Here is a 21,550-nt window from a genome sequence, read left to right as displayed (position 1 = left end):
ACACCGGCTCCGAGTCAGGCCCACCGCCAGGCCCTCGCAAGGCCTCGTAGCGCCCAGCAAGGCCCCGTACCGCCCCGCACCGCGAGGACCTCGTACGCAGCGGGCCACCGGCTACGGCTACTCGCTGTGGGAGGTCGAGGCCTACTCCTGACGGCACACGGCACACGGCACACGGCAGCGGCCCCCACCCCTCCGAGGAGGGATGGGGGCCGGTGTGCCGTCAGGGCTCAGAAGCGGCTGGAGACGGTGGCTCCGGCGAAGTCCTGTGCGGCGTGCAGGCTGATGTAGAGGTAGCCGGCCGGGGGGTTGGTGATCGTGAGCGTTTCGGTGTTGCCGGTCTGGGCCGAGCGGGCGGTGTAGTTGCTCGTGGTGGCCCAGGTGGTCGGGCTGTAGTAGAGGTCGGCGTTCCCGGTGCCGCCCGAGACGGTGATCTTGAGGGAGGTGGTGCCGGCCGGGACGTTGACGTAGAAGTAGCGGTAGTTCCCGGCGGTGGCGGAGACGTTGGAGCGGCTGCAGTCGGCGCCCAGTACCCGGATGTCGGCGCCCGCGCACTCCACCTGGGCCGTCCCGAACTGGGTCGAGACGGTGACGCCCGCGAAGCCCTGGACGGCGTGCAGGCTGATGTAGACGCGTCCGGCCGCCGGGTTGTTGATGGTCAGCGACTCGCTGTTGCCGCTCTGCGCCGAGCGGGCGGTGTAGTTGCTGGTGGTGGCCCAGCCGGTGGGGCTGTAGTAGAGGTCGGCGTTGCCGGTGCCGCCCGAGACGGACACCTTGAGGGAGCCGGTGCCGGCCGGGACGTCCAGGTAGAAGTAGCCGTAGTTGCCGGTCGTGGCGGAGACGTTGGAGCGGCGGCAGTTGTCACCCAGCACCCGCACGTCGGGGCTGGTGCATTCGCCGGGCCCGGCGGTACCGACCGTGACGGCCTTGCTGGTGGTGGCGGTGGCGCCCTTGTTGTCGGTGACGGTGAGCTGGACGGTGTACGTACCGGCCGCGGCGTAGGTCTTGGCCGGGTTGGCGGAGGTGGACGTCGTGCCGTCACCGAAGTTCCAGGCACGGGAGGCGATGGTGCCGTCCGCGTCCGTGGAGGTGTCGGTGAAGGTGACCGCCAGGGCGTTCACCGCGGCGGTGAACCCGGCCACCGGGGCCTGGTTGGCCGGCGGGGTGGTGCCGCCGCAGTCTCCGGCCGCGCACTTGACCAGCCAGGCGGCGAAGTCCGCGTCGTAGCGGGTGCCGATGGTGGAGGTGAGCAGGGTGCGGGCGGCCGCCCAGTTGCCGGTGCGGTAGTGGCCGAGCAGCGTGGCCACGTCCTGCGGGTGCGACTGGATCAGGTAGCGCACCGCCAGGTAGCCCCACCGGTAGACGCGGGTGGAGTCGGAGTTGTCGTAGGTGGTGTCGAACAGCGTGCTGAGCTTGTAGGTGTTCTTGCCCGCCTCGATGGCGGCCTGGTCGTAGGTGACGCCGCGGTACGAGTAGGAGATGTACTCGGCCAGGCCCTCGACCCACATCACGGTCGGGGTGGTCATGCCCGCGTCGAAGTCGCCGTACATGTTGAAACGGCCGTCGAGGTAGTGGGTGTACTCGTGGTTGAGGTTCCAGATCTGGAACTCCGGGCGGACCCACTCGGCCTCGTAGGCGATGAAGCGCGGCTGGTTCCCGGTGACCGAGGGGTCGCCCTCCAGGTACATGCCGCCGTTGTTGGTGCTGATCCCGAAGATGACACCGGCGTAGGCCTGGTAGTCGGCGCTGGAGTCGAAGGCCACCACCTCGAGGGCGGTGTTCTTGTCGTTGGCGACGGGGCCGCCGTCCTTGACCACGTTGTGGAAGAAGGCGTCCTGGTTGGCCAGGCTGGTGCAGCTCGCGCCGAGCTCGGCGGCGGTCATCTGCTGCGCGACGATCCGCAGGCTGGGGCTACAGGTGTGGTTGACCGTCAGGACGGCGGCACGCACCCGCGCCGGCAGGTCGCAGGTCCCGTAGTAGGAGCAGTTGGCGGCGTCGTACGAGGTGGTCATCTCGGCGAGCGGCACCCAGAGCGAGGAGGTCCGCCCGGTGATCGAGGTGCGGTCCAGCAGCTGCTTGACGAGCGGTCGCACGGTCGCCTGGAGCACCGAGTGCTGGAGGAAACGGCCCAGCTCCCGGCCGGCGTTGGCCGCCAGGTAGCTCTTGTCCGTGCCCAGGAGCGCGTCGTGGGTCACGGCGAAGTCGCGCAGCACCGTGAGGATGCTCGGGTCGGCCTGTACGGCGGGCAGGAACTCGGCGGTCTGGTGGCCGCGGAACAGCACCGTGTAGGCGTTGTTGACGGCCGCGACCATCGACGACTTGCTGTTGTACGAGGAGTTGTAGCCGGTCAGCAGCCGCTTGGCCACGCCGAGGTAGCGGGCGTTCTCCTGGGCGCTGTCGATCAGGATGACCGACTCGCCCAGGGTCGGGCCGTTGGCGTCGGTCACGTCGGCCGCGCGCGGAGCGGCGAAGAACGTGTCCAGGGCGCCCCGGATCGAGGTCTTGAGGGCCGGCCCGTAGGTGCCGACGGTGGACTCGTTGTACCACTGCACGTAGTAGCCGGCGCGCAGGAAGAGCACGAGCTGCCCGGTCTTGGTGCTGTTGTCACCGGGGTAGGCGGCGGAGTTGGTGCGCAGGGCGTCGGCCACCGAGACCATCTGCGCCTCGCGGAAGGCGGCCTTCGCGTCGTTGCCCTTGAGCAGGAACAGCGAGTTCACGCAGTCCATCTCGGAGGCCTTGATCTGCGCGACCAGCGCGGCCCCGGTCTTCGAGGTGAAGTCCGCGACGTTGCAGGCCGCGGCGAGGGCCTCGGCCGCGGCGGCGGCGCCGGGCGCCAACTTCGCCTTGGAGGCCTGCTGTTCGGTGCGCGCGGCTTCCTTGGTGGCCTGGAGCGGGGCGCGCTCGGACAGGTTCGCGTCCGGGCGTGCGGCGTGCTCGGCCCTGAGGGCGGCGGCCGCGGCGGCCGGGGTGGAGGGCTGCGGGGCCGCGCCGGACCTCGGGGCCGGAGCGGGCGTGGCGGGCTTCGGTTCCCGCGCGAAGGCCTGGCCGGCGGGGGCGAGCATCGTCAGGCCCAGACAACAGGCCAGAGCGGCTATCAGGGGCCGGGCACGGCCCTTCGTGGTGGGGGAACTGCGCATGAGGGGTGGGCCTCCGAGCCGGTCTGCGGCCGCGCTGGCAACGCGGCGGACGAGGGGTGCGGACCGTGACGTCGACGGGAGTTGGTGGGGATTTCAACTCTGTCGTGTACACGGCTATGCAGTGTGCGATGTAACATGGCACACATCACATGGCTCTGGAAGTCCCCGCGGCGCAGTTCTCGGCATCTGAGTGACCGTCAGGTAGGGAATCGGCGGAAGGCCTGTCCGGTTCGGCCGGGGACGTCCCGGATTCCCGTCGGAGGGGCCGCGGGGGACACCACATGCGCCCCGTGCCGGGCCCGCCCATACTGGGGGCGTGAGGCGTACTTGTACGGTCTTGCTGTGCATCGCCGGTCTGATGGGCGCGGCCCTACCGGCGGGGACCGCCGCGGGCCTGGAGCCGGCCGCCGCGGCCCCCGGGGCATGCGTGAACACGCCCGGTCCCGCCCAGGGCGACGCGCTCAAGGTCCTCACCATCGCGCAGCAGGCCCAGAAGGAGTTCGGCCTGAACGCGGTGGTCCTGCGGGTCTCCACCGCGGACGGCGAGGTGCTCACCACGGCCCTCGGGGAATCGATGACGAGCGTCCCGGCCGAGCCGTCCATGCAGTTCCGTACGGGGTCCGTGGCCATCGTCTACATGGGCGCCGTCCTGCTCCAGCTCGTCGAGGAGGGCAAGGCCTCGCTCGACGACCCCGTGTCCCGCTGGCTGCCGGACGTTCCGCACGGATCCGAGATCACCCTGCGCATGCTGGGCAGTTCCACCTCCGGCCTGCACGACTACGTCACCGACCCGGCCTTCCTGGCCGAGTTGGAGGCCAAACCGTTCCGCAAGTGGACGGCGGCCGAGGTCATCGGCATCGCCACGGACAAGCCGCTCCTCTACGAGCCGGGCACCAACTGGAGTTATTCGCACGCCAACTTCGCCCTGCTCGGCGAGGCGCTGGAGAAGATCAGCGGCCTCCCGCTGGACCGGCTGCTGAAGGAGCGCGTGTACGGCCCGCTCAAGCTGAGCGCGACCAGCAACCAGTACACCCCGCAGATCCCGGAACCGGTCCTGCACGCCTTCACCTCCGAGCGCGGCACCTACGAGGAGTCCACCTTTTGGAACCCCTCCTGGACCACGACCCCCGGTGCGGTCCTGGTCCAGAACATCTGCGACCTGGACCGGTCCGCGCGCGGCATCGGGACCGGCGAACTGCTGTCCGCGAAGTCCTTCAAGACCCAGCTCGACCCGGGCACCATCGGCCTCGGCCACCCGACGGCCTCCTGCCCGGACAGCATCTGCCTCCTGACCAACACGGCGGCCCACCACTTCGGACTGGGCGTGATCGTCGTCGACGACTGGATCCTGACGAACCCGTCCTTCTCCGGCTACGCGGCCATCCAGGCCTACCTGCCGGCGGAGAAGCTCGCCATCTCCGTCACCGTGACCCAGGGCCCCAAGAGCCCCGCGGGCAATTCGGCCCAGACCATAGCCGAACGCATTTCCGCCGCCCTCGCCCCCGGACACGCGCTCAAGATGCGCTGACCTGCGGGGGTTTGGCGTCCGACCGGATCCCGTGGAGCCCACCGGCGCCTCCTGTGTACGATCCCGCCATGATCGCCGCCATGCCGGAGCCGCTGATACGCGTCCTCCACGACGAGACCCGCCCGGACCTGCGGGAGCCGGCCCGTCCGCGGCCGGTCCGCCTGTACGTCTGGGAGCCGAGCCGCACGGGGGACGCGGAGGACGCAGAGGACTCGGGGGAAGCGCCCGCCCCGCTCGTCGTCGTCTCGCACGGCACCGGAGGTTCGGGCAGCGACATGGAGTGGCTGGTGGCCCCGTTGCACGCGGCGGGCTTCCGGGTGGTGGCCCTCGACCACCACGGAAACAACTTCGTCGACGGCTACGAGCCGGAGGGCTTCCTCCACCCCTGGGAACGGCCCCGGGACATCACCTTCGCCCTCGACGTGCTCGCCCGGGAACAGCCCCTCGGTCCGGTGGGCGTGGCGGGCTTCTCCATCGGCGGCTACACGGCCGCGGCACTGGCCGGGGCGCGCATCGACCCGGGGATCCTGTGGGCCGTGCTCACGGGCGAGGTGCCGCTGCCGGAGATCCCCGAGTTCCCCGGCGTACTGGAGGCCCTGCGCGCGAAGTACCCGCAGGAGGAGGCCGCGCGGCGCACGCTGGACGGCGCGGGCGGCGACCTCTCCGATCCCCGGGTGCGGGCGGTCTTCCAGATGGCTCCGGGAATCGGCTCCCTGGTGACCCGGGAGAGCCTGGAAGCCGTACGGGTACCGTTCGCCATCCGCTGGGGCGGAGCGGACACGATCACCCCGTACGAGGCCGACACGCGGCCCTACCTGGAGTGCATCCCCACCGCGAGCGGCCGCTCGATCGGCCCGGCCGTCCGGCACGACGACTTCTTCGCCCCCGAGCCCGCCGACCCGACCGCCCGGGTCCGGGCCGGCGAGGATGCCGCCGCCTTCTTCCTGGAGCAGCTGGGCTGACCCGAACGCCCGCCCCTGCGCCGCCGAGCTACAGGCTCGCGAACAAGCCGTCGAGGGGCGCCGGTACGCGACCGGGGTCGAGGGCCTCGACGAGGACGCGGCCGTAGCGGATCTTGCGCCCCTTCTTCGTGCCGAGGAAGCGCCGCACCTGCTGCTGCGCCGCGCGGCCCTGCTGCGCGGGCTGGCGCAGGAAGGTCTGCAGGGCGCGGTCGTCCCCCTCCTCCCGGACGAGCTCGTGCACCCGGGCCACGCCCAGCGCGCGGATGAGCTCGTCCTCCAGATCCGCCGCGCAGACGAAGAAGCCCTGCGGCGGCGCACCGGCCCGCTCCCAGCCGCGCTCGTAGAAGCCGCGCTCCGCCTCGTCGCACAGGCCGGTGAGGCGCAGGCCCAGGCCCCGCGGTCCGAGGAAGCCGGCGAAGCGCGCGACGCTCATCGCACCGCCCATCGGCAGGACACAGACCCCTTCGGCGGCCAGGTTCCGGCCCCGTCGCACGGCCAGCGCGTCGACCGCTTCGGCGTCGCTCGCGCCTTCGAGCAGCACGACGGTCCGTACGGGCAGTCGCGCGGCGAGCTCGCGCGCGGCGTCCGCCGCCTCCCCGGCGTGCCCCACGTCACCGAGTCCACCGGCGTCACCGGCCGCCCACGCGGTCACCGCATCCCCGAACGCCACCATGTCAGCCATGGGGCGAGTCTGATCCACTTCCGGCCGCCGCGGTACGGAATTTCCGCCGGTGAGGGTCCCCGCCCGCCGGGACCGCCCGCCCGGGACTGCTTCCCGGGACCGCTTCCCGGGGCCGCCCGCCCCGTACCGCCTACCCCGTACCGGCCGCCCGGCCCGCCACCCCTCCGTCCGCGCGGACCCGGACGATCGACCCTAGGATGGACGGGAACCGGGTGCGGGCGGCTCGCCGCGACGCCGCCAGTCCAGGCCGCTCGGGGTGGGAGAGCCATGACAGAGGCCGCCGACACGGCGAGGACCGTGATCCTGACCGTGGACGACGATCCGGGAGTGTCCCGGGCCATCGCCCGCGACCTGCGCCGACGCTACGGCTCCGGCTACCGGATCGTGCGCGCCGAATCCGGCGAATCCGCACTGGAGGCGCTGCGCGAGCTGAAGCTCCGCGGCGACCTGGTGGCCGTGATCCTCGCCGACTACCGCATGCCGCAGATGAACGGCATCGAGTTCCTCGAAGAGGCCCTCACCGTGTACCCGGGCGCGCGCCGCGTCCTGCTCACCGCCTACGCCGACACCAACGCGGCGATCGACGCGATCAACGTCGTCGACCTCGACCACTACCTCCTCAAACCGTGGGACCCGCCCGAGGAGAAGCTCTACCCGGTCGTCGACGACCTCCTCACCGCCTGGCGCACCGGCGACCACCGGCCCGTGCCCGCCACCAAAGTCGTCGGACACCGCTGGTCGGCCCCCTCGTCGGCCGTGCGGGAGTTCCTGGCCCGCAACCAGGTCCCGTACCGCTGGTACTCCTGCGAGGAGCCGGAGGGACAGCGGCTGCTCCGCGCGGCCGGCGTCGACGGACAGCGGCTGCCCGTGGTGATCACCCCCGGCGGCACCGTGCTGGTCGAACCGGCGGCACCCGACCTGGCCGCCCACGTGGGGCTCGCGACCACACCGACCGCCGACTTCTACGACCTCGTCGTGATCGGCGGAGGCCCGGCCGGCCTCGGCTCCGCGCTGTACGGGGCCTCCGAGGGGCTGCGCACCGTACTGGTCGAGCGGTCGGCGACCGGCGGACAGGCCGGCCAGAGCTCCCGCATCGAGAACTACCTCGGCTTCCCCGACGGAGTGTCCGGCGCCCAGCTCACCGAACGCGCCCGCCGCCAGGCGGGCCGGTTCGGCGCCGAGATCCTGACCGCACGCGAGGTCACCGGACTGGAGGTGAACGGCGCGGCGCGCGTCGTCCGCTTCTCCGACGGCTCGGCGATCGGCGCGCAGAGCATCATCCTGGCCACCGGAGTCTCCTACCGGCAGCTCGGGGCGCCGGGCTGCGACGGCCTCACCGGCCGCGGCGTGTACTACGGCTCCTCGCTCACCGAGGCCTCCTCCTGCCTGGAACAGGACGTGTACGTCGTCGGCGGCGCCAACTCCGCCGGACAGGCGGCCATGTACCTCGCCCGCGGTGCGAAATCGGTGACCGTCCTGGTGCGCGGGGAGTCCCTGGCCGCATCCATGTCGTACTACCTGATCCAGCAGATCGAGGAGATGCCGAACATCACGGTGCGCACCCGCACCACCGTCGAGTCGGCGCACGGTGAAGGCCACCTGGAGCAGCTCACGCTGCGCGACGTGGACACCGGCGCGACCGAACTCGTCGACACCCAGTGGATGTTCGTCTTCATCGGCGCGGCCCCGCTCACCGACTGGCTGGACGGTACGGTGCTGCGCGACGACCACGGCTTCATCCTGGCCGGGCCGGACCTCACCCCGGACGGGCGGCCCCCGGCCGAGTGGGAGCTGGACCGGCCGCCCTACCACCTGGAGACCAGCGTGCCCGGCGTGTTCGTGGCGGGCGACGCGCGCGCCCGGTCGGCGAAGCGGGTCGCGTCCGCCGTCGGAGAGGGAGCCATGGCCGTGATGCTCGTCCACCGGTACCTGGAGGAGTCGTGAGCGGGCAGGCGATGCCGTGCTCCCCGGAGGAGATCGGCTCGCTCTTCCTGTTCGAGAAGCTCACCCCGGAGCAGCTCGGGCGGCTGTGCGCCGAGGGCCGCATCGAGCGGTTCGACACCGGCCCCGTGTACGCCGAGGGCGCCCCCGCCACCTGCTTCTACGTGATGATCGAGGGCACCGTGGTGCTGTCCCGCCGGGTCGGCGGTGACGAGGTGGAGGTCGGCCGGACCTCCCAGCGCGGGGTGTACGCGGGGGCCATGCAGGCCTACCTGGGCGACCGGGTCCCGCAGACGTACAACAACTCGATGCGGGTGACCGAGCCGACACGGTTCTTCGTCCTGCCCGCGCAGTCCTTCTCGGACGTCATGCGGGAATGGTTCCCGATGGCCGCGCACCTACTGGAGGGGCTCTTCTTCGGCGCCAGGAGCACCCAACAGGTCATCGGCCAGCGCGAACGGCTCCTCGCCCTCGGCTCCTTGTCGGCAGGACTCACCCACGAGCTCAACAACCCGGCCGCGGCAGCCGTCCGGGCCACCGCCACCCTGCGCGAACGCGTCGGCAAGATGCGGCACAAGCTGGCCCACATCTCCCAGGGCAACTACCCGCGAGAGGCCATCGCCGAGCTCATCGAGATCCAGGAACGCACCGTCGAACGGGTCGGGAAGGCCCCGGTGCTGAGCCCTCTGGAGGCTTCCGACCGGGAGGACGAGATCGCCGACTGGCTGGAGGACCACGGCTTCCCCGAGGGCTGGCGCATCGCACCGGTCTTCGTCCAGGCAGGCCTGGACACCGACTGGCTGGAGCAGGTCGCGGCGCGCGTGGCCGAGGACCTGCTGCCGTCGGCGCTCGGCTGGCTCAACTACACGGTCGAGACCGAGTTGTTGATGGACGAGATCGACGACTCCACCACCCGCATCTCGCACCTCGTGGACGCCGCCAAGCAGTACTCGCAGCTCGACCGCGCACCGCACCGGGTCGTCGACGTCCACGAACTCCTCGACAGCACCTTGCTGATGCTCTCCGGCAAGATCGGCCCCCGGATCCGGGTGGTCAAGGAGTACGACCGCTCCGTGCCGGACGTACCGGCCTACCCCGCGGAACTGAACCAGGTGTGGACCAACCTCATCGACAACGCGGTCTTCGCCATCGGGAGCACGGGCCGCGAGGGCACCGTGACGGTCCGCACGGCACGCGAGGGCGAACGGCTGCTCGTGGAGTTCCGCGACACGGGGCCCGGCATTCCGTCCGAGATCCGCAGCCGCATCTTCGACCCGTTCTTCACCACCAAGCCCGTCGGTGAGGGCACCGGTCTCGGCCTGGACATCTCCTGGCGGATCGTCGTCAACAAGCACCACGGAAGCCTTCAGGTCGAGTCCGTCCCGGGCGACACCCGCTTCCAGGTGCTGCTCCCGCTGACCGCACCGGAACCCGAACCCGAACCCGAACCCGAACCCGAGTCTGAGTCGGAGACCGCATCCGCATCCGCGTCCGTCCCCGAGCCCTCCGAGGAGCCCGCATGACCGCCATCGACGGAGTCGACCCGAGCGTCCCGCCCAGCGGCAGCGGCTGCGTCGAATGCGATGCCGTGGGCGGCTGGTGGTTCCACCTGCGGCGCTGCGCCCAGTGCGGCCACATCGGCTGCTGCGACTCCTCGCCGGCCCAGCACGCCACCGCCCACTGGAAGGCGACCGGCCATCCCCTGGTGCAGAGCTACGAACCGGGTGAGGACTGGTTCTGGGACTACGCGACGAACGAGCTGTACGAGACCGGCCCCGAGCTGACCCCGCCGTCCGGCCACCCGTCCGACCAGCCGGCCCCGGGTCCGGCGGACCGGCTCCCCGAGGACTGGAGCCGACGGCTCCACCGCTGATCCCGGGCGGGCGAGGGCGGACGAGAGCGGGCGGGGACTGATCAGAAGGGCTTGGTCGGCAGGTACTTGCCGTCCAGGGTGATGACCGCGCGCTCGCCGCCGTCGGGGTCGGCGACCTTCTTCACGTCGAGCTTGAAGTTGATCGCGGAGACGATCCCGTCGCCGAGCTGCTCATGGACCAGGGCCTTCAGTGTGGTGCCGTAGACCTGGAGCATCTCGTAGAAGCGGTAGATCGTCGGGTCGGTGGGGACGCCGCCGGGGACCGAGCCGCGGGTCGGGATGGTCTGCAGCAGCACCGCGTCGTCGGCGTCCAGACCCAGCAGGCCGGCCACGGCCTCGGCCGAGGCCCGGGGCAGCGGGTGCTGGCCGAGCACGGCCGCGGTGACGAAGGCGACCGACAGGCCGGCGGCATCCGCGATCCGCTGCCAGGTCAGGTCCTCGCGGATCTTGGCGTCCACGGCCTTGACGGCCAGGGCCTGACGGGCGGTGTTGTCGAACTGGGCGTGCACCATGAGAGGGCTTCCTTTCGGATGAGCCGCGCACCGGGGGATGGGGGCGAGCGGCGGATGGGGTGGGGTGGGGATGGAGCCGGGAATGCGGGTCGTGGACCCGAGGGGCGGTGGCGGTCAGCCCGCCGGGGAGGCCGCCCGGGAGGTGCCGAGCTCCTCGACGCCCCCGGCCCGGATGTCGTAGACCCAGCCGCGCAGGGTCACCGACCCCGCGGCCAGGGCGCGGGCCACCGAGGGATGGGTGGCCAGGTTCGCCAACTGCGCGAGCACGTTCTCCCGTACCAGGGCATCGACCCTCCGCGCGTCTGGCGCGGTGCCGGTACGGGCGAGCGAGGCGTCCGCGTGGCGCAGCCAGCCGGCGACCGCCGGGGCCCCGCTGAGGTCGTGCCGCTCGGCCAGGGACGTCATCGCCCCGCAGGCGGAGTGCCCGCAGACCACGATGTCGCTCACACCCAGGACGGCCACGGCGTACTCGATGCTGGCCGCCACCCCGTCCGTGCCGGGGGCGTGGGCGGGCACGAGGTTGCCCGCGGTCCGGATGACGAACAGCTCGCCCGGCTCGCTCTGGGTGATCAGCTCCGGCACCACACGGGCATCGGAGCAGCTGATGAACAGGGTGCGCGGCCGGTGGGTCGTCGCCAGCCGGGCGAAGAGCTCCGCCTTGGCCGGGTAGACCTCCCGCCGGAACTGAGCGACGCCCTCGATGAGGTCGTGCATGGTCACTCCCTTCGCTGCCTGCCGACCCGGCGGGCCGACGAGATCCACCATGCACGACCTGCACCTATAGAGTCCAAGACGCATTGGCCATCTCTGCTATAGACGACGTCTATACTCGGCGACATGGCCGCCCTGGAACTCCGTCACCTGCGCTACCTGCTCGCCGTCGCCGAACACGCGAGCTTCACCCGCGCCGCCGAAGAGCTGCGGATCTCCCAGCCGACCCTGTCCCAGCAGATCAAGCAGCTCGAAAGCACCATCGGCGTCCAGCTCCTGGACCGCACCGGCCGCAGCGGCGTCCGCCTCACCGACGCCGGCGAGACCTACGTCCTCCACGCCCGCCGGGCCCTGCGTGACCTCGCCGCCGCGGAACGCGCCGTCCACGACGTCGCCGACCTCTCCCGGGGCCACCTCCGGCTGGCCGTGACCCCGACCTTCACCGCCTACCTCGTCGGGCCCCTGGCGGCGGAGCTCCACGCCCGCCACCCCGGCATCACCCTGGACGTCAAGGACATGGCCCAGGACCGCATCGAAGCCGGCCTGCTCGCCGACGAACTCGACCTGGGGATCGCCTTCGACGGCCCGCACCTGCCCGGTGTCACCGCGACCCCGCTGTACGCCGAGACCCTCAGCCTCGTCACCGCGGCCACCCCCGCAGCCGGCCCGCCGCACCCACCTTTGCCCGTGACGGGTCTGGCCGACCGCCAACTGGCTCTACTCAGCGGTGATTTCGCCACTCGTGGGCACATCGACGCCTACCTGGCCGACCACCGGGTACGGCCGCGCATCGCGGTGGAGGCCAATTCCGTGCAGACCCTCACCGAAATCGTCCGGCGCACCGACCTCGCGACCGTCCTGCCCGACGCGGTCACGGAGGACCACGCCCATCTGGCCCCGGTCGCCCTCGAACCTGCCCTGCCCACCCGCACCGTCGCCCTCCTGCGACGCGAGAACGCCTACCGGAGCTCCGCCGCAGGCGCGTTCACCCGGCTGACCCACGAGCACGTCCGAGCCCGCGGCTACACCCCGGCCTGAACGTCGCCGCCGTGCCCCGCGCGGCGCAGGGCCGCGGGCGTGGTCCCGTACCAGCGCTTGACGGCCCGGCGCAGGGCGCGGGCGTCGGCGTAACCGCTCCGGGCGGCGATCGAGTCGACGCTCAGGTCGGTGTCGTGGAGCAGCCGGGTGATGTGGTCCCGCCGCACGGTCTCCACCTCCTCGCTCCACGTCGTCCCGTGTTCCTCGAGGCGGCGCTGGAGGGTCCGCGCACTGATGGTCATGCGCCGCGCCACCGAGGAGAGCGTCGGCTCACCCCCGTCGTGGGCGGAGACCAGGGCGGTACGGAACAGGTCCAGCCAGTCGTGCAGCGGGATCGCGCTCGCGAGGCTCTGCTCGGCGTGCCGGCGGAGCACGGCCGACAGCCCGGGCTGGGCGTGCGGCGTCGGGGCGCTCAGGTCGGAGGCGCGGAAGGTGATCGAGCTGGTCGGGGCCTCGAACTCGATCTTCCGGGTGCTGTAGAGCTCGGTCAGGCCCTCGTGCCGCGGCGGCGCCGGGGTGGCGAGGGACACGTGCAGGGGGACGAGCCGCCGCCCCGCGGCCTCGCCGAGCCGGCGCCGGTACAGGCCGAGGGCGTAGCCGCGGATGCCGCAGGCCGCCTCGTGGGCTATGTCGGCCCGATTGACGTGGCCGATGGTGACGCGGTCGCCGTCCTCGGTGATCCGCATGCCGTCCGTCATGGGGTCGGCGACGGTGGCGAAGTGGGCCGCGGCGTCCCGGATCCCTTCGAGCGGAGTGGGCGCGGAGGTGATCAGGTAGTCCCAGACCCCCAGGGTGCCGATGCCCGACTCCCGTGCCAGCAGCACGGACATGTCGGTCCAGGGGGCGTGGACCGTCGTGAGCTCCGCGATCCGGATGGCCGTCGCCGAGGGAGTACGGCACAGGTCGTCGTTGAGGTACTGGGGCGCCATGCCCGGCAAGTGGGCGTAGCCGTGCGGACGTATGCCGACCAGCTGCGCGACGCTGACGCTCAGACGGGCGAGGGCGGAGGAGGTTGTCCCCTGATGTGCATGCGAGACCACAGCGGCAGAGCATAGTCCAGCCTGAAGTGCCAGGTCATCGTGGGGGTTAGGCGCATGCGGTCCCCAACGCGGCGCGCAGGGTCCCCTCGTGGCGCGGTCGGTCCCCTTGGTGGCGCGTGCTGCCCTGGGGGAGGTGAACTGCCGCGTCGTAGCGTGGCGTTCGTTGCCGCACGGCACGGACGGAGCGATGCCCTCCCACGGGGGTGGGGGGCTCGCGATCCGGCCGTGCGGGGTAGCCTCCAGACCCCTCTACGAGCCGCCGTTCGTGGTCGATGGGACCCGCCCGCCGCTGCCGGCCGACTACGTGGACCGCGTGGAGGCGGCCCTGGCGCGGGGGAGCTCCACCGAGGCGCTCACCCACTTCGTGACCACGGGCCTGGCCCTGCCGACGAGGACATCGCCGGTATGCGGAACACCCCGGTGTGGGCCGCGTGGGAAGCCGCCGCCCGGACCGGGCAGCCGCTGCCCACCGGCCGGTGGTCCTCGGTGAGCGTGCCCGTCCTGGTCGCCCACGGCGGCGCGGGCGACGCGTACATGGCCCACGCGGCGAAGGAACTCGCCTCCCACGGCGACAACTACACCCTGCACACCCTCCCCGGCCAGGCAGGAACCGACCGGCCGAGGGGAAGGGCGGTGCGGCCGGCGGAGCTCCGCCGGCCGCACCGCACTGCGCACGCCTGCGTCCTGTCCGTACGTCCCGGCGCCGGTCAGGCGGTCAGGCGGTCACGGCCTGACGTCCTCCTTCGGCCTGCGAGGGTGACAGTCGGCCCGTACGGTGCAGTGTGCAGAGCGCCGCCGCGCAGGCCAGGCCGAGTAGCCCCAGGGCCACCCACGGCAGTGCCGGCACTTCGGCGTTGCGTGCGGCGTCCAGTGCGATGCCGGTGAGCAGGTTGCCGACCGTGATGCCGATTCCGCAGATGGTGTTGTAGAGGCCGTAGTGGGTGGCCACGAGTCGGTCGCCCGCGAGGCGGACGATGGTGTCCATCTCGAAGGGGTAGGCGATCATCGTGCCGAGCGCCAGCAGGAGTGCCGAGAGCGCCGGCGGCAGCCCGGCCAGGACCCACAGGCCCGCCCCGCCGTCCGGTACCGGCACGGCCGAGGCCAGGAGCAGGGGGACGAATGCCGCCCCCATCGCCAGCACCCCCAAGGTGAGCGCCCGGCCCGGCTCCATCCGGGCCTTGCACCATGCAGTGATTCGGGTCTGGAAGACGATCGTGCTCAGTCCGGAGACCGCGAAGAGGACCGCCACGGCGGCTGTCCCGAACCGTCCTTCACCACCCAGGCGCCTGACCTCCAGCGGCAGGGACAGGTAGACCTGGAAGGACATGACGTACGAGCCGACCATGGCGAGCGAGAACAGCAGGAACGGACGGTTGGAGAAGATCCCCCGCCACTGCTCCAGGACACCCTCGCGGACCCCGTCCGAGGTGCCCGGGTGATCGGGGCGCCGGGCGGGCAGTGCCCTGATCTGGATGACGCTCAGGATCGCGAAGATCCCTGCGGCCACCAGGCAGGTGACGCTGAAATCGACGCCGGTCAGAATCAGGCCGACCAGCGGGCCGAGCAGGATGCCTGCTTGGTAGAAGACGTTGAACAGGGCGAAGGCCTCCACGCGGCGCTCGCCTGCGCCGGCGGCCAGGTAGGCACGGGAAGCGGGGTTGAAGAGGGCGCCGGCCAGCCCGGTCGCGGCGGACGCGGCCAGCAGGGCGGGGACGGACTCCACCAGCCCGAGGGTCGCGAAGCCGGCGGTGCGCAGCACGAGCCCGGCGATGATCATGGGCTTGTAGCCGAGGCGGTCGGCCAGTGTCCCGCCGATGAGGAACATGCCCTGCTGGCTGAAGTTGCGTACGCCGAGGATCAGTCCGACCAGCCAGCCGGCCAGGCCGAGCGGCCCGGCCAGGTAGGTGGCCAGGTAGGGCATCAGCATGTAGAAGCCGAGGTTGATGGTGAACTGGTTGACCATCAGCAGCTGAACGCTGCCGTCGTACGAGCGGACTTGCGCGATCGTGTCCTTCACCGGACCTGCTCCTGCGGGTCCGACGCGCGCTGCACGGCGCTCTTTCCACCGGCCTCGTTCTCCCGACCTCCGCCGAGAGTGAGCGGGTCGACGACGGAAGTGCACCGGGTCCAGCGGGTGACCTCCTTCTCGTCCAGCCGGCCGATGAGGTCCGGTTCCGGCGCCGGCGGGGAGTCGAGCAGGCCGTGGGCGGCGCAGTAGCCGTCGTCGTAGACGGTGCCGAGGTACCGCTGGGGGCCGTCGGGGAAGACCGCTGCGATGCGCGCCTCCTTCGGGAGCGAGCGGGCCAGCCAGCCCGCGACCAGTGAGACCGCACCGACGCTCCATCCGCCGGTGGCGTAGTGGGAACCGGCCAGCTGGCGGCAGGTCCACACGGCTTCGGCGGGGGAGACCCAGTGCACCTCGCTGAAGTTGTCGTAGGCGACGTTGCGGGGGTAGATGCTCGACCCCAGCCCGCGCATCAGCCTCGGCCGGGCGGGCTGTCCGAAGATCGTGGAGCCGATCGTGTCCACTCCCACCAGCGTCAGGTCCGGGTAGAGCTGCCGCAGCACCCGCGAGACCCCTGCGGAGTGGCCGCCGGTACCGACGCTGCACACCAGTACGTCGATGTGGCGCAGCTCGGTGGCCAGTTCGAGGGCGAGCGGGGTGTAGGCGGCGGTGTTGTCGGGGTTGTTGTACTGGTCCGGGCACCAGGAATCCGGGTGCTGCGCCATGAGCTGCTGCACCCGGTCGCGGCGGGCCTGTTGCCAGCCGCCGGTGGGGTGCGGCTCGGAGACCACGTTGACCTGGGCGCCGTACGCCGTCAGCAGCCGGGTCATGGACGGCTCGAGGCCCGGATCGGTGACGAGCGTGACCGGGTGCCCGTGGACCATGCCTGCCAGAGCGAGACCGAGGCCCAGGGTCCCGCTGGTGGACTCGATGATCCTCGCGCCCGGCTTCAGGTCGCCGCGGACGCGGGCCCGTTCGACCATGTACAAGCCGGGACGGTCCTTGATGCCGCCGGGGTTGAAGCCCTCCAGCTTCGCCCAGAAGCCTCGGCCCGCCGGCGCGAGCGGTTCGGAGATGCGCAGCAGCGGGGTGTTGCCCACCAGTTCCGACAAGGCCGTGCGGCCCGTGGCTGACGTGTCGGTGGTCGAAAAATGCATGACGGTGCCTTCGTTCGTTCGGTGATGGCGTCGGCTACTCGTTCGCTTGGCATGCCGTGACCGGCCGGGCATCAGGGGGCAGGGCCCCGGCCCGGAGGGCGGCATGCGGCAGCCGCTCACGGCTGCGGGACGAGCGGCCTAGATCCGCCACCGGCAAACGCCGGTCAGAGTGGAGCGACCGGTACGCGCTATGGACGATCTACCGGAGCCGAAGGCCGCCGAGGCGGCCACCTGCTCCCCAGGCAGCACCCCGAGCACAGACGACGAAGGGGCTGCCGACCCGTCGGCCGGACGCTGGACCTCGTGCGCAGAGGCCCACGTGGTCAGGCAAGGCGACGCGCACGCAGCGGAGTGGTCGTGCTGCGGGCGGTCCGGGGACTCCTGTTCGCCGGAGGGCTCCCCGTGCCCGTCCGGCGCAGACGGTGCGGACAGGGAGAGGTGCCGGTGGCCGTCGTTGGACAGGTACGACGAACAGTGCACGGCGGCCAGCAGCAGCACGCTCAGCGCGCAGGCGAGCAGAACGGCAGGCCACGAAGGAACCCGGCGGGTCGAGTGCGGCGGGGACAGGCGGAGCACAGATCCTCCGAGCGGCAGTCACTTCCCCGGCCACGAGGGCGGGAAGGGACATGGGCGGGTGCGCGCACAGGGTGCAGGAGTTCGGCGCCGGAAGCCGAGGCGCATTGAACATAACGCCGGGCAGTGGGTAAACCTGTGAACTCCGCAGCGCGCGCGTGGGTGTCGTCGGAAAGCTCCGACGCCTACACCTGAAGGACGACCCGCGATCTTTCGTGGTCGGAGGAAGCCGCAGCGGGTCGCTTCAACCGATCGGTGGGCCGGGCACACGAGACGCTCGGAGAAGTCCGCCGCTCGTACGGCGCCTCGGCGAGACCGGGCTTGTCCGCGGTGCCCGACGGTGCACCCGAGCGGAGCGCACCCTCGACCGCGGAGTGGCCTTCGCTCTCGGGGCAGCCCTCGGCAGATGCCTCGATCCGGCCTTCCGCGTTCGCCGAAGCGGCGGAGGCGAGCTGCACGGACGCCGTTTCGCTGCCGTGCTCCGGCAAAGTGCAGCACACGCCGACCAGGCCGAGCAGCAGCAAGGCCAGCCCGGCAGTGACCAGTCGGCCCACCTGTGAGGTGGTCGACCGGCCGCCGGAACGCGACCTGGCTGTCATCACCCCGTGATCATAGCCAGCGTCCACCCGCCCCCGGACGCCCCTTCGCGGAAGAGCGTGTGATCCAACTGCGCCTCTGTGCAAGGGCTGTAGGAACCCATGAGGACCTGAACCGAGGGCATGCAACCGAACCGGGGAGGAGGGACGTCCGCGTATCTGCGGCCGAGCGGCCTGGACGGCCGGAGGGCTACTCCCCGCCGCGGGCCTCGGTGACCGGCTGTGTGGCGGCGGGCCAGGAGGGGGAGCGGCCGGAGGTAACGGCTCCGATGCGGAGTTGGAGCCAGCTGGAGAGACGGGTGTCCGGGTCGTCCAGGTCGAGGCCGAACAGTTCACGGCTGCGGCGTAGCCGGTACTTGAGGGTGTTCTGGTGGATCGTCAGGCGTCCTGCCGCTTCGGTGACGTTGCCGACGGCGTCCAGCCAGGCCGCGACCGAGTCGCCGTAGTGGGTGTGGTGGGTGCGGTCGTGTTCGAGCATCGCCTCGACGGCCGGGTGGCGCAGCCTCGGCCGGCGGGCGAGTTCGTCCGCCAGGTGTGCGAGCAGGACACGGGCGTGGACGTCGGTCAGGGCCGCGACCGGCGGTGCTTCGGGATCGGTGGTGGTCACGCGCAGCACGTCGTCTACCTCCGCGCGCAGCTCGACCAGATCGGACAGACCCGAGGCGGATGCACCTAGGGCGGCACGCAGCGGCTGGGTGCGGGGCCGGGTGACGGCCGCGAGAGCCTGTGCGGCCAGACGACGTCCTGATTCCGGGTCCTCGCCGGGCAGCAGGGTGTAGACGGCGCCGGGGGTGGTGGCGACTGCGGCCGAGCGGCGTACGGCCGACCAGTGCCGGCCCAGATCCCCTCCCAGCCGGGTGAGCAGAGCCTGGGCCTCCTGGGGTGCGCCGGCCGGGGCGAAGCCGATCAGCAGCAGCGGTGTGCCGGCCGGCAGGCCGAGGCGGGAGGCCGTCTCCTGCACCTGGGCGGTGCCGTCCAGAGCGGCTCGCAGTGCCTGGTCGCGGGCATGGAGTTCCAGGGCGGCGGCCCCACGGCGGCGGAGCATGTGCAGGGCGGCGGTCCGGGCACCGTCCAGCAGTGCCTGCTCCCCGGCAACGTCGAGCGGTGTGTGGTCCTCTATCGCCCAGATCGTCCCGAGCGGGAGGTCTCCCGCGCGGATGGCGACGGCGGCGCGCGGCAGTTCGTCGTCGGCCAGGGCTGAGAGGCGTACGACGCCGGGGGCGGCCAGCACCTCGCGGTACTGGCGCAGCTGTTCCTCGCGCTGCGGTTCGGCCTGGTCGGGGACTCGTCGGCCGAGGATGCCCTGGCGGCGCAGCTCGTCGATGCGGCCGCCCGGCACCGTGGATGGTCACCGCCGAGCAGCCCGTCCTGGTCCGGGTGACGCCGGGCATCCGCCCCGACACCCACGCCGCGGTCTCCACCGGGCAGGACGGATCGAAGTTCGGCCTGCCCCTGCCCCAGGCGCGCCAGGCGATCGCCCGGCTGCGCGCGAGCGACCGGCTGCGGCTGGACGGGGTCCACGTCCACATCGGATCCCAGATCCTCGACACCGATCCGTTCTCCCGGGCCGTGGAAGCCGTCGCCGGTCTCGGCACGTTCGCGGTCTACGACCTCGGAGGCGGCCTCGGCGCCCGCTACACCTACGGCGATCACCCGCCCACCATCGAGGAGTACCTGGACGCACTCGTGGGGACGGCCCGCAAGGTACTGCCCGCGGACGCGGAAATCATCATCGAGCCCGGCCGGTCGATGGTCGCCGAGGCGGGGGTGACGCTCTACCGGGTGGTCACCGTCAAGCACGGCGAGCCGGTCTTCGCCGCCGTCGACGGCGGGATGGCGGACAACCTCGAAGTCGCCCTGTACGGGCAGCGCTTCGAAGCCACCGTCGCCACCCGCGTGGGAGGCGGCGCGCCCCACCACTTGGTGGGCAGGCACTGCGAGTCCGGCGACACCCTCAGTGCCGGCGTGCACCTGCGCGACCCGCGGCCCGGCGACCTGATCGCCGTACCGGCCACCGGCGCCTACTGCTTCTCCCTCGGCAACAACTACAACGGCGCGCTGCGGCCCCCCGTCGTCTTCTGCCAGGGGGGCACGGCGAGGGCCGTGGTCCGCCGGGAGACGTACGGCGACTTGACGCGCCGCGACCTCCCCTGACCCCTCCCTGTTCATGCGAATTCCGTAACCGCCCCGCCCCTTGGAGGAGTTCCGATGCCCATTCGGCCGACGCTGCGCCAGCAGCTCCTCAGACGCAAGCCCCTGCAGACCTTCGCCGACGAGTCGGAAGGCGGCGGCCTGCGCCGGACCCTGGGTCCCTTCCAGCTCACGATGATCGGGATCGGCGCCACGATCGGCACCGGCATCTTCTTCCTGCTCGGCAGCGCCGTTCCGGAAGCCGGACCGGCCGTGATCGTGTCCTTCGCACTCGCCGCCGTCGCCGCGGCCCTCACCGCGCTCTGCTACGCCGAGCTGGCCTCGGCGGTGCCCGTGTCCGGCTCCTCGTACTCCTACGCGTACGCCACCCTGGGAGAGTTCGCCGCCTGGGCCGTGGGCTGGTGCCTGCTGCTGGAGTACGCCGTCTCCGGCGCCGCCATCGCGGTGAGCTGGGGGCAGTACCTCAACGACCTCACCCAGCGGCTCTTCGGCTTCCAGATGCCCGACGCGATATCGGCGCCGCCGGGTTCCGGCGGCTACGTCAACCTGCCCGGCGTCGTCCTGGTGGGCCTGTGCTGCCTGCTCCTGGTGCGCGGCGCCAAGGAGTCGGCGCTGGTCAACACCGTCATGGTGCTGATCAAGCTCGGGGTGCTGGTCCTGTTCATCGTCGTGGGCATCACCGGCTTCGACTCCGGGAACCTGCAGCCCTTCGCCCCCATGGGCACGGCCGGCATCAGCGCCGCCGCGGCCACCGTGTTCTTCGCCTTCATCGGCCTCGACGCGGTCTCCACCGCCGGCGAGGAGGTCCGCAACCCCCGCCGCACCCTGCCCCTGGCCATCATCGGCGCCCTGATCGTGGTCACCACCCTGTACGTCCTGGTGGCCGTCGTCGGTGTGGGCGCCCAGCCCTGGACGGCCTTCGAGGGACAGCAGGCCGGGCTCTCCGCCATCCTCGGCGACATCACCGGAGCAGGCTGGCCCGCGATTCTCCTCTCCGCCGGAGCCGTGCTCTCCCTCGTCAGCGTCACCCTCGTCGTCCTGTACGGGCAGAGCCGCATCCTCTACACCATGGGCCGCGACGGCATGCTGCCCTCCGCCTTCCGCCGCGTCAGCCCGCGCAGCGGCACCCCGGCCTTCGCCACCCTCCTGACCGGCGGCTTCGTCGCGCTCCTCGCGGCCGTGTTCCCCTTGAACCTGCTGGCCGACCTCACCAGCATGGGCACCCTCGCGGCCTTCGCCGTCGTCTCCCTCGGTGTGATGATCCTGCGGCGCACCGCCCCCGGCCTCGACCGCGGGTTCCGCGTCCCCGGATATCCCGTCGTCCCGTTCCTGTCGATCCTGGCGTGCGGCTACCTCATGTACGAACTGCCGCTCGACACCTACCTCCTCTTCGGAGGCTGGCTGGCTCTGGCCCTGACCGTCTACCTCCTCTACAGCCGCAAGCACTCACGGCTCGAAGCGGCGGCCGAGCCCGCTGGAGAACAGGCCTTGGCCTGACACGTCCAGATCGCACTCCTGTGACGGGGTGGCGATGAGGGCAGTCCGGGACGGGGCTTCGTCAGTCGGGCGGCCAACCGCCTCAGACTGTGGGCCATGAGTGAGAGCAACGCGGGAGCCGGCCGCGAGCTGGTGGAACGGCTGCATCGC

At 71.7% G+C, this 21,550-nt stretch carries 17 protein-coding genes; 8 read left to right on the top strand and 9 right to left on the bottom strand.

Going from position 1 to position 21,550, the window contains the following annotated elements; all coding sequences use genetic code 11:
- Positions 1-227: 227 nt before the first annotated feature.
- Positions 228-3,134: a collagenase gene (locus OG898_RS29740; RefSeq protein ID WP_266961099.1), complete on the bottom strand. Its 2,907-nt coding sequence runs from the start codon at positions 3,132-3,134 to the stop codon at positions 228-230.
- A 316-nt stretch (positions 3,135-3,450) separates the two neighbouring features.
- Here OG898_RS29740 and OG898_RS29735 point away from each other — a divergent pair, with 316 nt between their 5' ends.
- Positions 3,451-4,662: a serine hydrolase gene (locus OG898_RS29735; RefSeq protein WP_266961097.1), complete on the top strand. Its 1,212-nt coding sequence runs from the start codon at positions 3,451-3,453 to the stop codon at positions 4,660-4,662.
- 68 nt (positions 4,663-4,730) lie between these two features.
- Positions 4,731-5,624 carry an alpha/beta hydrolase gene (locus OG898_RS29730; protein WP_266961095.1) on the top strand — a complete coding sequence of 298 codons (894 nt, stop codon included), beginning with the start codon at positions 4,731-4,733 and terminating at the stop codon, positions 5,622-5,624.
- A 28-nt stretch (positions 5,625-5,652) separates the two neighbouring features.
- Here the strand turns inward: OG898_RS29730 and OG898_RS29725 are convergent, their stop codons facing one another.
- Positions 5,653-6,306 carry a TOPRIM nucleotidyl transferase/hydrolase domain-containing protein gene (locus OG898_RS29725; protein ID WP_250745750.1) on the bottom strand — a complete coding sequence of 218 codons (654 nt, stop codon included), beginning with the start codon at positions 6,304-6,306 and terminating at the stop codon, positions 5,653-5,655.
- A gap of 267 nt (positions 6,307-6,573) precedes the next feature.
- Between OG898_RS29725 and OG898_RS29720 the strand changes: the two genes are divergently transcribed.
- The 3 genes from OG898_RS29720 to OG898_RS29710 are packed head-to-tail and all read left to right on the top strand — an operon-like array spanning position 6,574 to position 10,120.
- On the top strand, positions 6,574-8,250 hold the full coding sequence (locus OG898_RS29720; protein ID WP_250745751.1) for an FAD-dependent oxidoreductase: 1,677 nt from the start codon (positions 6,574-6,576) through the stop codon (positions 8,248-8,250).
- Entirely contained in the window at positions 8,247-9,770 is a 1,524-nt protein-coding gene (locus tag OG898_RS29715; protein ID WP_266961091.1) for an ATP-binding protein, read from the top strand. Before OG898_RS29720 ends, OG898_RS29715 begins: the two co-directional genes overlap by 4 nt.
- Positions 9,767-10,120, top strand: coding sequence for a UBP-type zinc finger domain-containing protein (locus OG898_RS29710; protein ID WP_250745753.1), 354 nt, complete (start codon positions 9,767-9,769; stop codon positions 10,118-10,120). Before OG898_RS29715 ends, OG898_RS29710 begins: the two co-directional genes overlap by 4 nt.
- A gap of 41 nt (positions 10,121-10,161) precedes the next feature.
- Here the strand turns inward: OG898_RS29710 and cynS are convergent, their stop codons facing one another.
- Positions 10,162-10,632 (bottom strand): cyanase, encoded by a 471-nt coding sequence (cynS, locus tag OG898_RS29705; protein WP_250745754.1) that lies wholly within the window; start codon positions 10,630-10,632, stop codon positions 10,162-10,164.
- A gap of 114 nt (positions 10,633-10,746) precedes the next feature.
- The gene (locus OG898_RS29700) at positions 10,747-11,346 is read right to left on the bottom strand and encodes a carbonic anhydrase (protein WP_250745755.1); all 600 of its coding nucleotides are present in this window, start codon (positions 11,344-11,346) and stop codon (positions 10,747-10,749) included.
- 123 nt (positions 11,347-11,469) lie between these two features.
- On the opposite strand from OG898_RS29700, the gene cynR reads away from it, so the two are divergent.
- Complete coding sequence (cynR, locus tag OG898_RS29695) at positions 11,470-12,381, top strand: transcriptional regulator CynR (protein ID WP_266961088.1); 912 nt, start codon at positions 11,470-11,472, stop codon at positions 12,379-12,381.
- On the opposite strand, the gene OG898_RS29690 is transcribed toward cynR, so the two are convergent.
- From OG898_RS29690 to OG898_RS29670, 5 genes are all read right to left on the bottom strand, one after another.
- The gene (locus tag OG898_RS29690; protein WP_266961086.1) at positions 12,366-13,421 is read right to left on the bottom strand and encodes an AraC family transcriptional regulator; all 1,056 of its coding nucleotides are present in this window, start codon (positions 13,419-13,421) and stop codon (positions 12,366-12,368) included. The genes cynR and OG898_RS29690 overlap by 16 nt on opposite strands.
- A 715-nt stretch (positions 13,422-14,136) precedes the next feature.
- The gene (locus OG898_RS29685; protein ID WP_266961084.1) at positions 14,137-15,438 is read right to left on the bottom strand and encodes an MFS transporter; all 1,302 of its coding nucleotides are present in this window, start codon (positions 15,436-15,438) and stop codon (positions 14,137-14,139) included.
- Entirely contained in the window at positions 15,435-16,583 is a 1,149-nt protein-coding gene (locus OG898_RS29680) for a PLP-dependent cysteine synthase family protein (protein WP_250743310.1), read from the bottom strand. The genes OG898_RS29685 and OG898_RS29680 overlap by 4 nt, the downstream gene beginning before the upstream one ends.
- A 758-nt stretch (positions 16,584-17,341) precedes the next feature.
- A complete protein-coding gene (locus tag OG898_RS29675; RefSeq protein ID WP_266961083.1) occupies positions 17,342-17,758 on the bottom strand; it encodes a hypothetical protein in 417 nt (138 codons plus the stop codon).
- Between the two features lie 184 nt (positions 17,759-17,942).
- Positions 17,943-19,091, bottom strand: coding sequence for a CdaR family transcriptional regulator (locus tag OG898_RS29670; protein ID WP_266961081.1), 1,149 nt, complete (start codon positions 19,089-19,091; stop codon positions 17,943-17,945).
- Positions 19,092-19,096: 5 nt separating this feature from the next.
- Here OG898_RS29670 and OG898_RS29665 point away from each other — a divergent pair, with 5 nt between their 5' ends.
- Positions 19,097-19,906, top strand: coding sequence for a hypothetical protein (locus OG898_RS29665; RefSeq protein ID WP_250743315.1), 810 nt, complete (start codon positions 19,097-19,099; stop codon positions 19,904-19,906).
- Positions 19,907-19,960: 54 nt separating this feature from the next.
- Positions 19,961-21,400 carry an APC family permease gene (locus tag OG898_RS29660; protein WP_266961078.1) on the top strand — a complete coding sequence of 480 codons (1,440 nt, stop codon included), beginning with the start codon at positions 19,961-19,963 and terminating at the stop codon, positions 21,398-21,400.
- The last annotated feature ends 150 nt before the right edge of the window (positions 21,401-21,550 follow it).

Origin of the sequence: Streptomyces sp. NBC_00193 (assembly GCF_026342735.1) — a bacterium.
GTDB classification, from domain to species: Bacteria; Actinomycetota; Actinomycetes; order Streptomycetales; family Streptomycetaceae; genus Streptomyces; species Streptomyces stoeckheimensis.
This window is presented reverse-complemented; position numbering and strand designations above follow the sequence as displayed.

Coding starts and splice junctions, on each gene's coding strand:
- OG898_RS29680 (WP_250743310.1), bottom strand. CDS start 16,583: ATGCATTTTTCGACCACCGACACGTCAGCCACGGGCCGCACGGCCTTG.
- cynS (WP_250745754.1), bottom strand. CDS start 10,632: ATGGTGCACGCCCAGTTCGACAACACCGCCCGTCAGGCCCTGGCCGTC.
- OG898_RS29665 (WP_250743315.1), top strand. CDS start 19,097: ATGGTCACCGCCGAGCAGCCCGTCCTGGTCCGGGTGACGCCGGGCATC.
- OG898_RS29710 (WP_250745753.1), top strand. CDS start 9,767: ATGACCGCCATCGACGGAGTCGACCCGAGCGTCCCGCCCAGCGGCAGC.
- cynR (WP_266961088.1), top strand. CDS start 11,470: ATGGCCGCCCTGGAACTCCGTCACCTGCGCTACCTGCTCGCCGTCGCC.
- OG898_RS29700 (WP_250745755.1), bottom strand. CDS start 11,346: ATGCACGACCTCATCGAGGGCGTCGCTCAGTTCCGGCGGGAGGTCTAC.
- OG898_RS29725 (WP_250745750.1), bottom strand. CDS start 6,306: ATGGCTGACATGGTGGCGTTCGGGGATGCGGTGACCGCGTGGGCGGCC.
- OG898_RS29730 (WP_266961095.1), top strand. CDS start 4,731: ATGATCGCCGCCATGCCGGAGCCGCTGATACGCGTCCTCCACGACGAG.
- OG898_RS29660 (WP_266961078.1), top strand. CDS start 19,961: ATGCCCATTCGGCCGACGCTGCGCCAGCAGCTCCTCAGACGCAAGCCC.
- OG898_RS29720 (WP_250745751.1), top strand. CDS start 6,574: ATGACAGAGGCCGCCGACACGGCGAGGACCGTGATCCTGACCGTGGAC.
- OG898_RS29740 (WP_266961099.1), bottom strand. CDS start 3,134: ATGCGCAGTTCCCCCACCACGAAGGGCCGTGCCCGGCCCCTGATAGCC.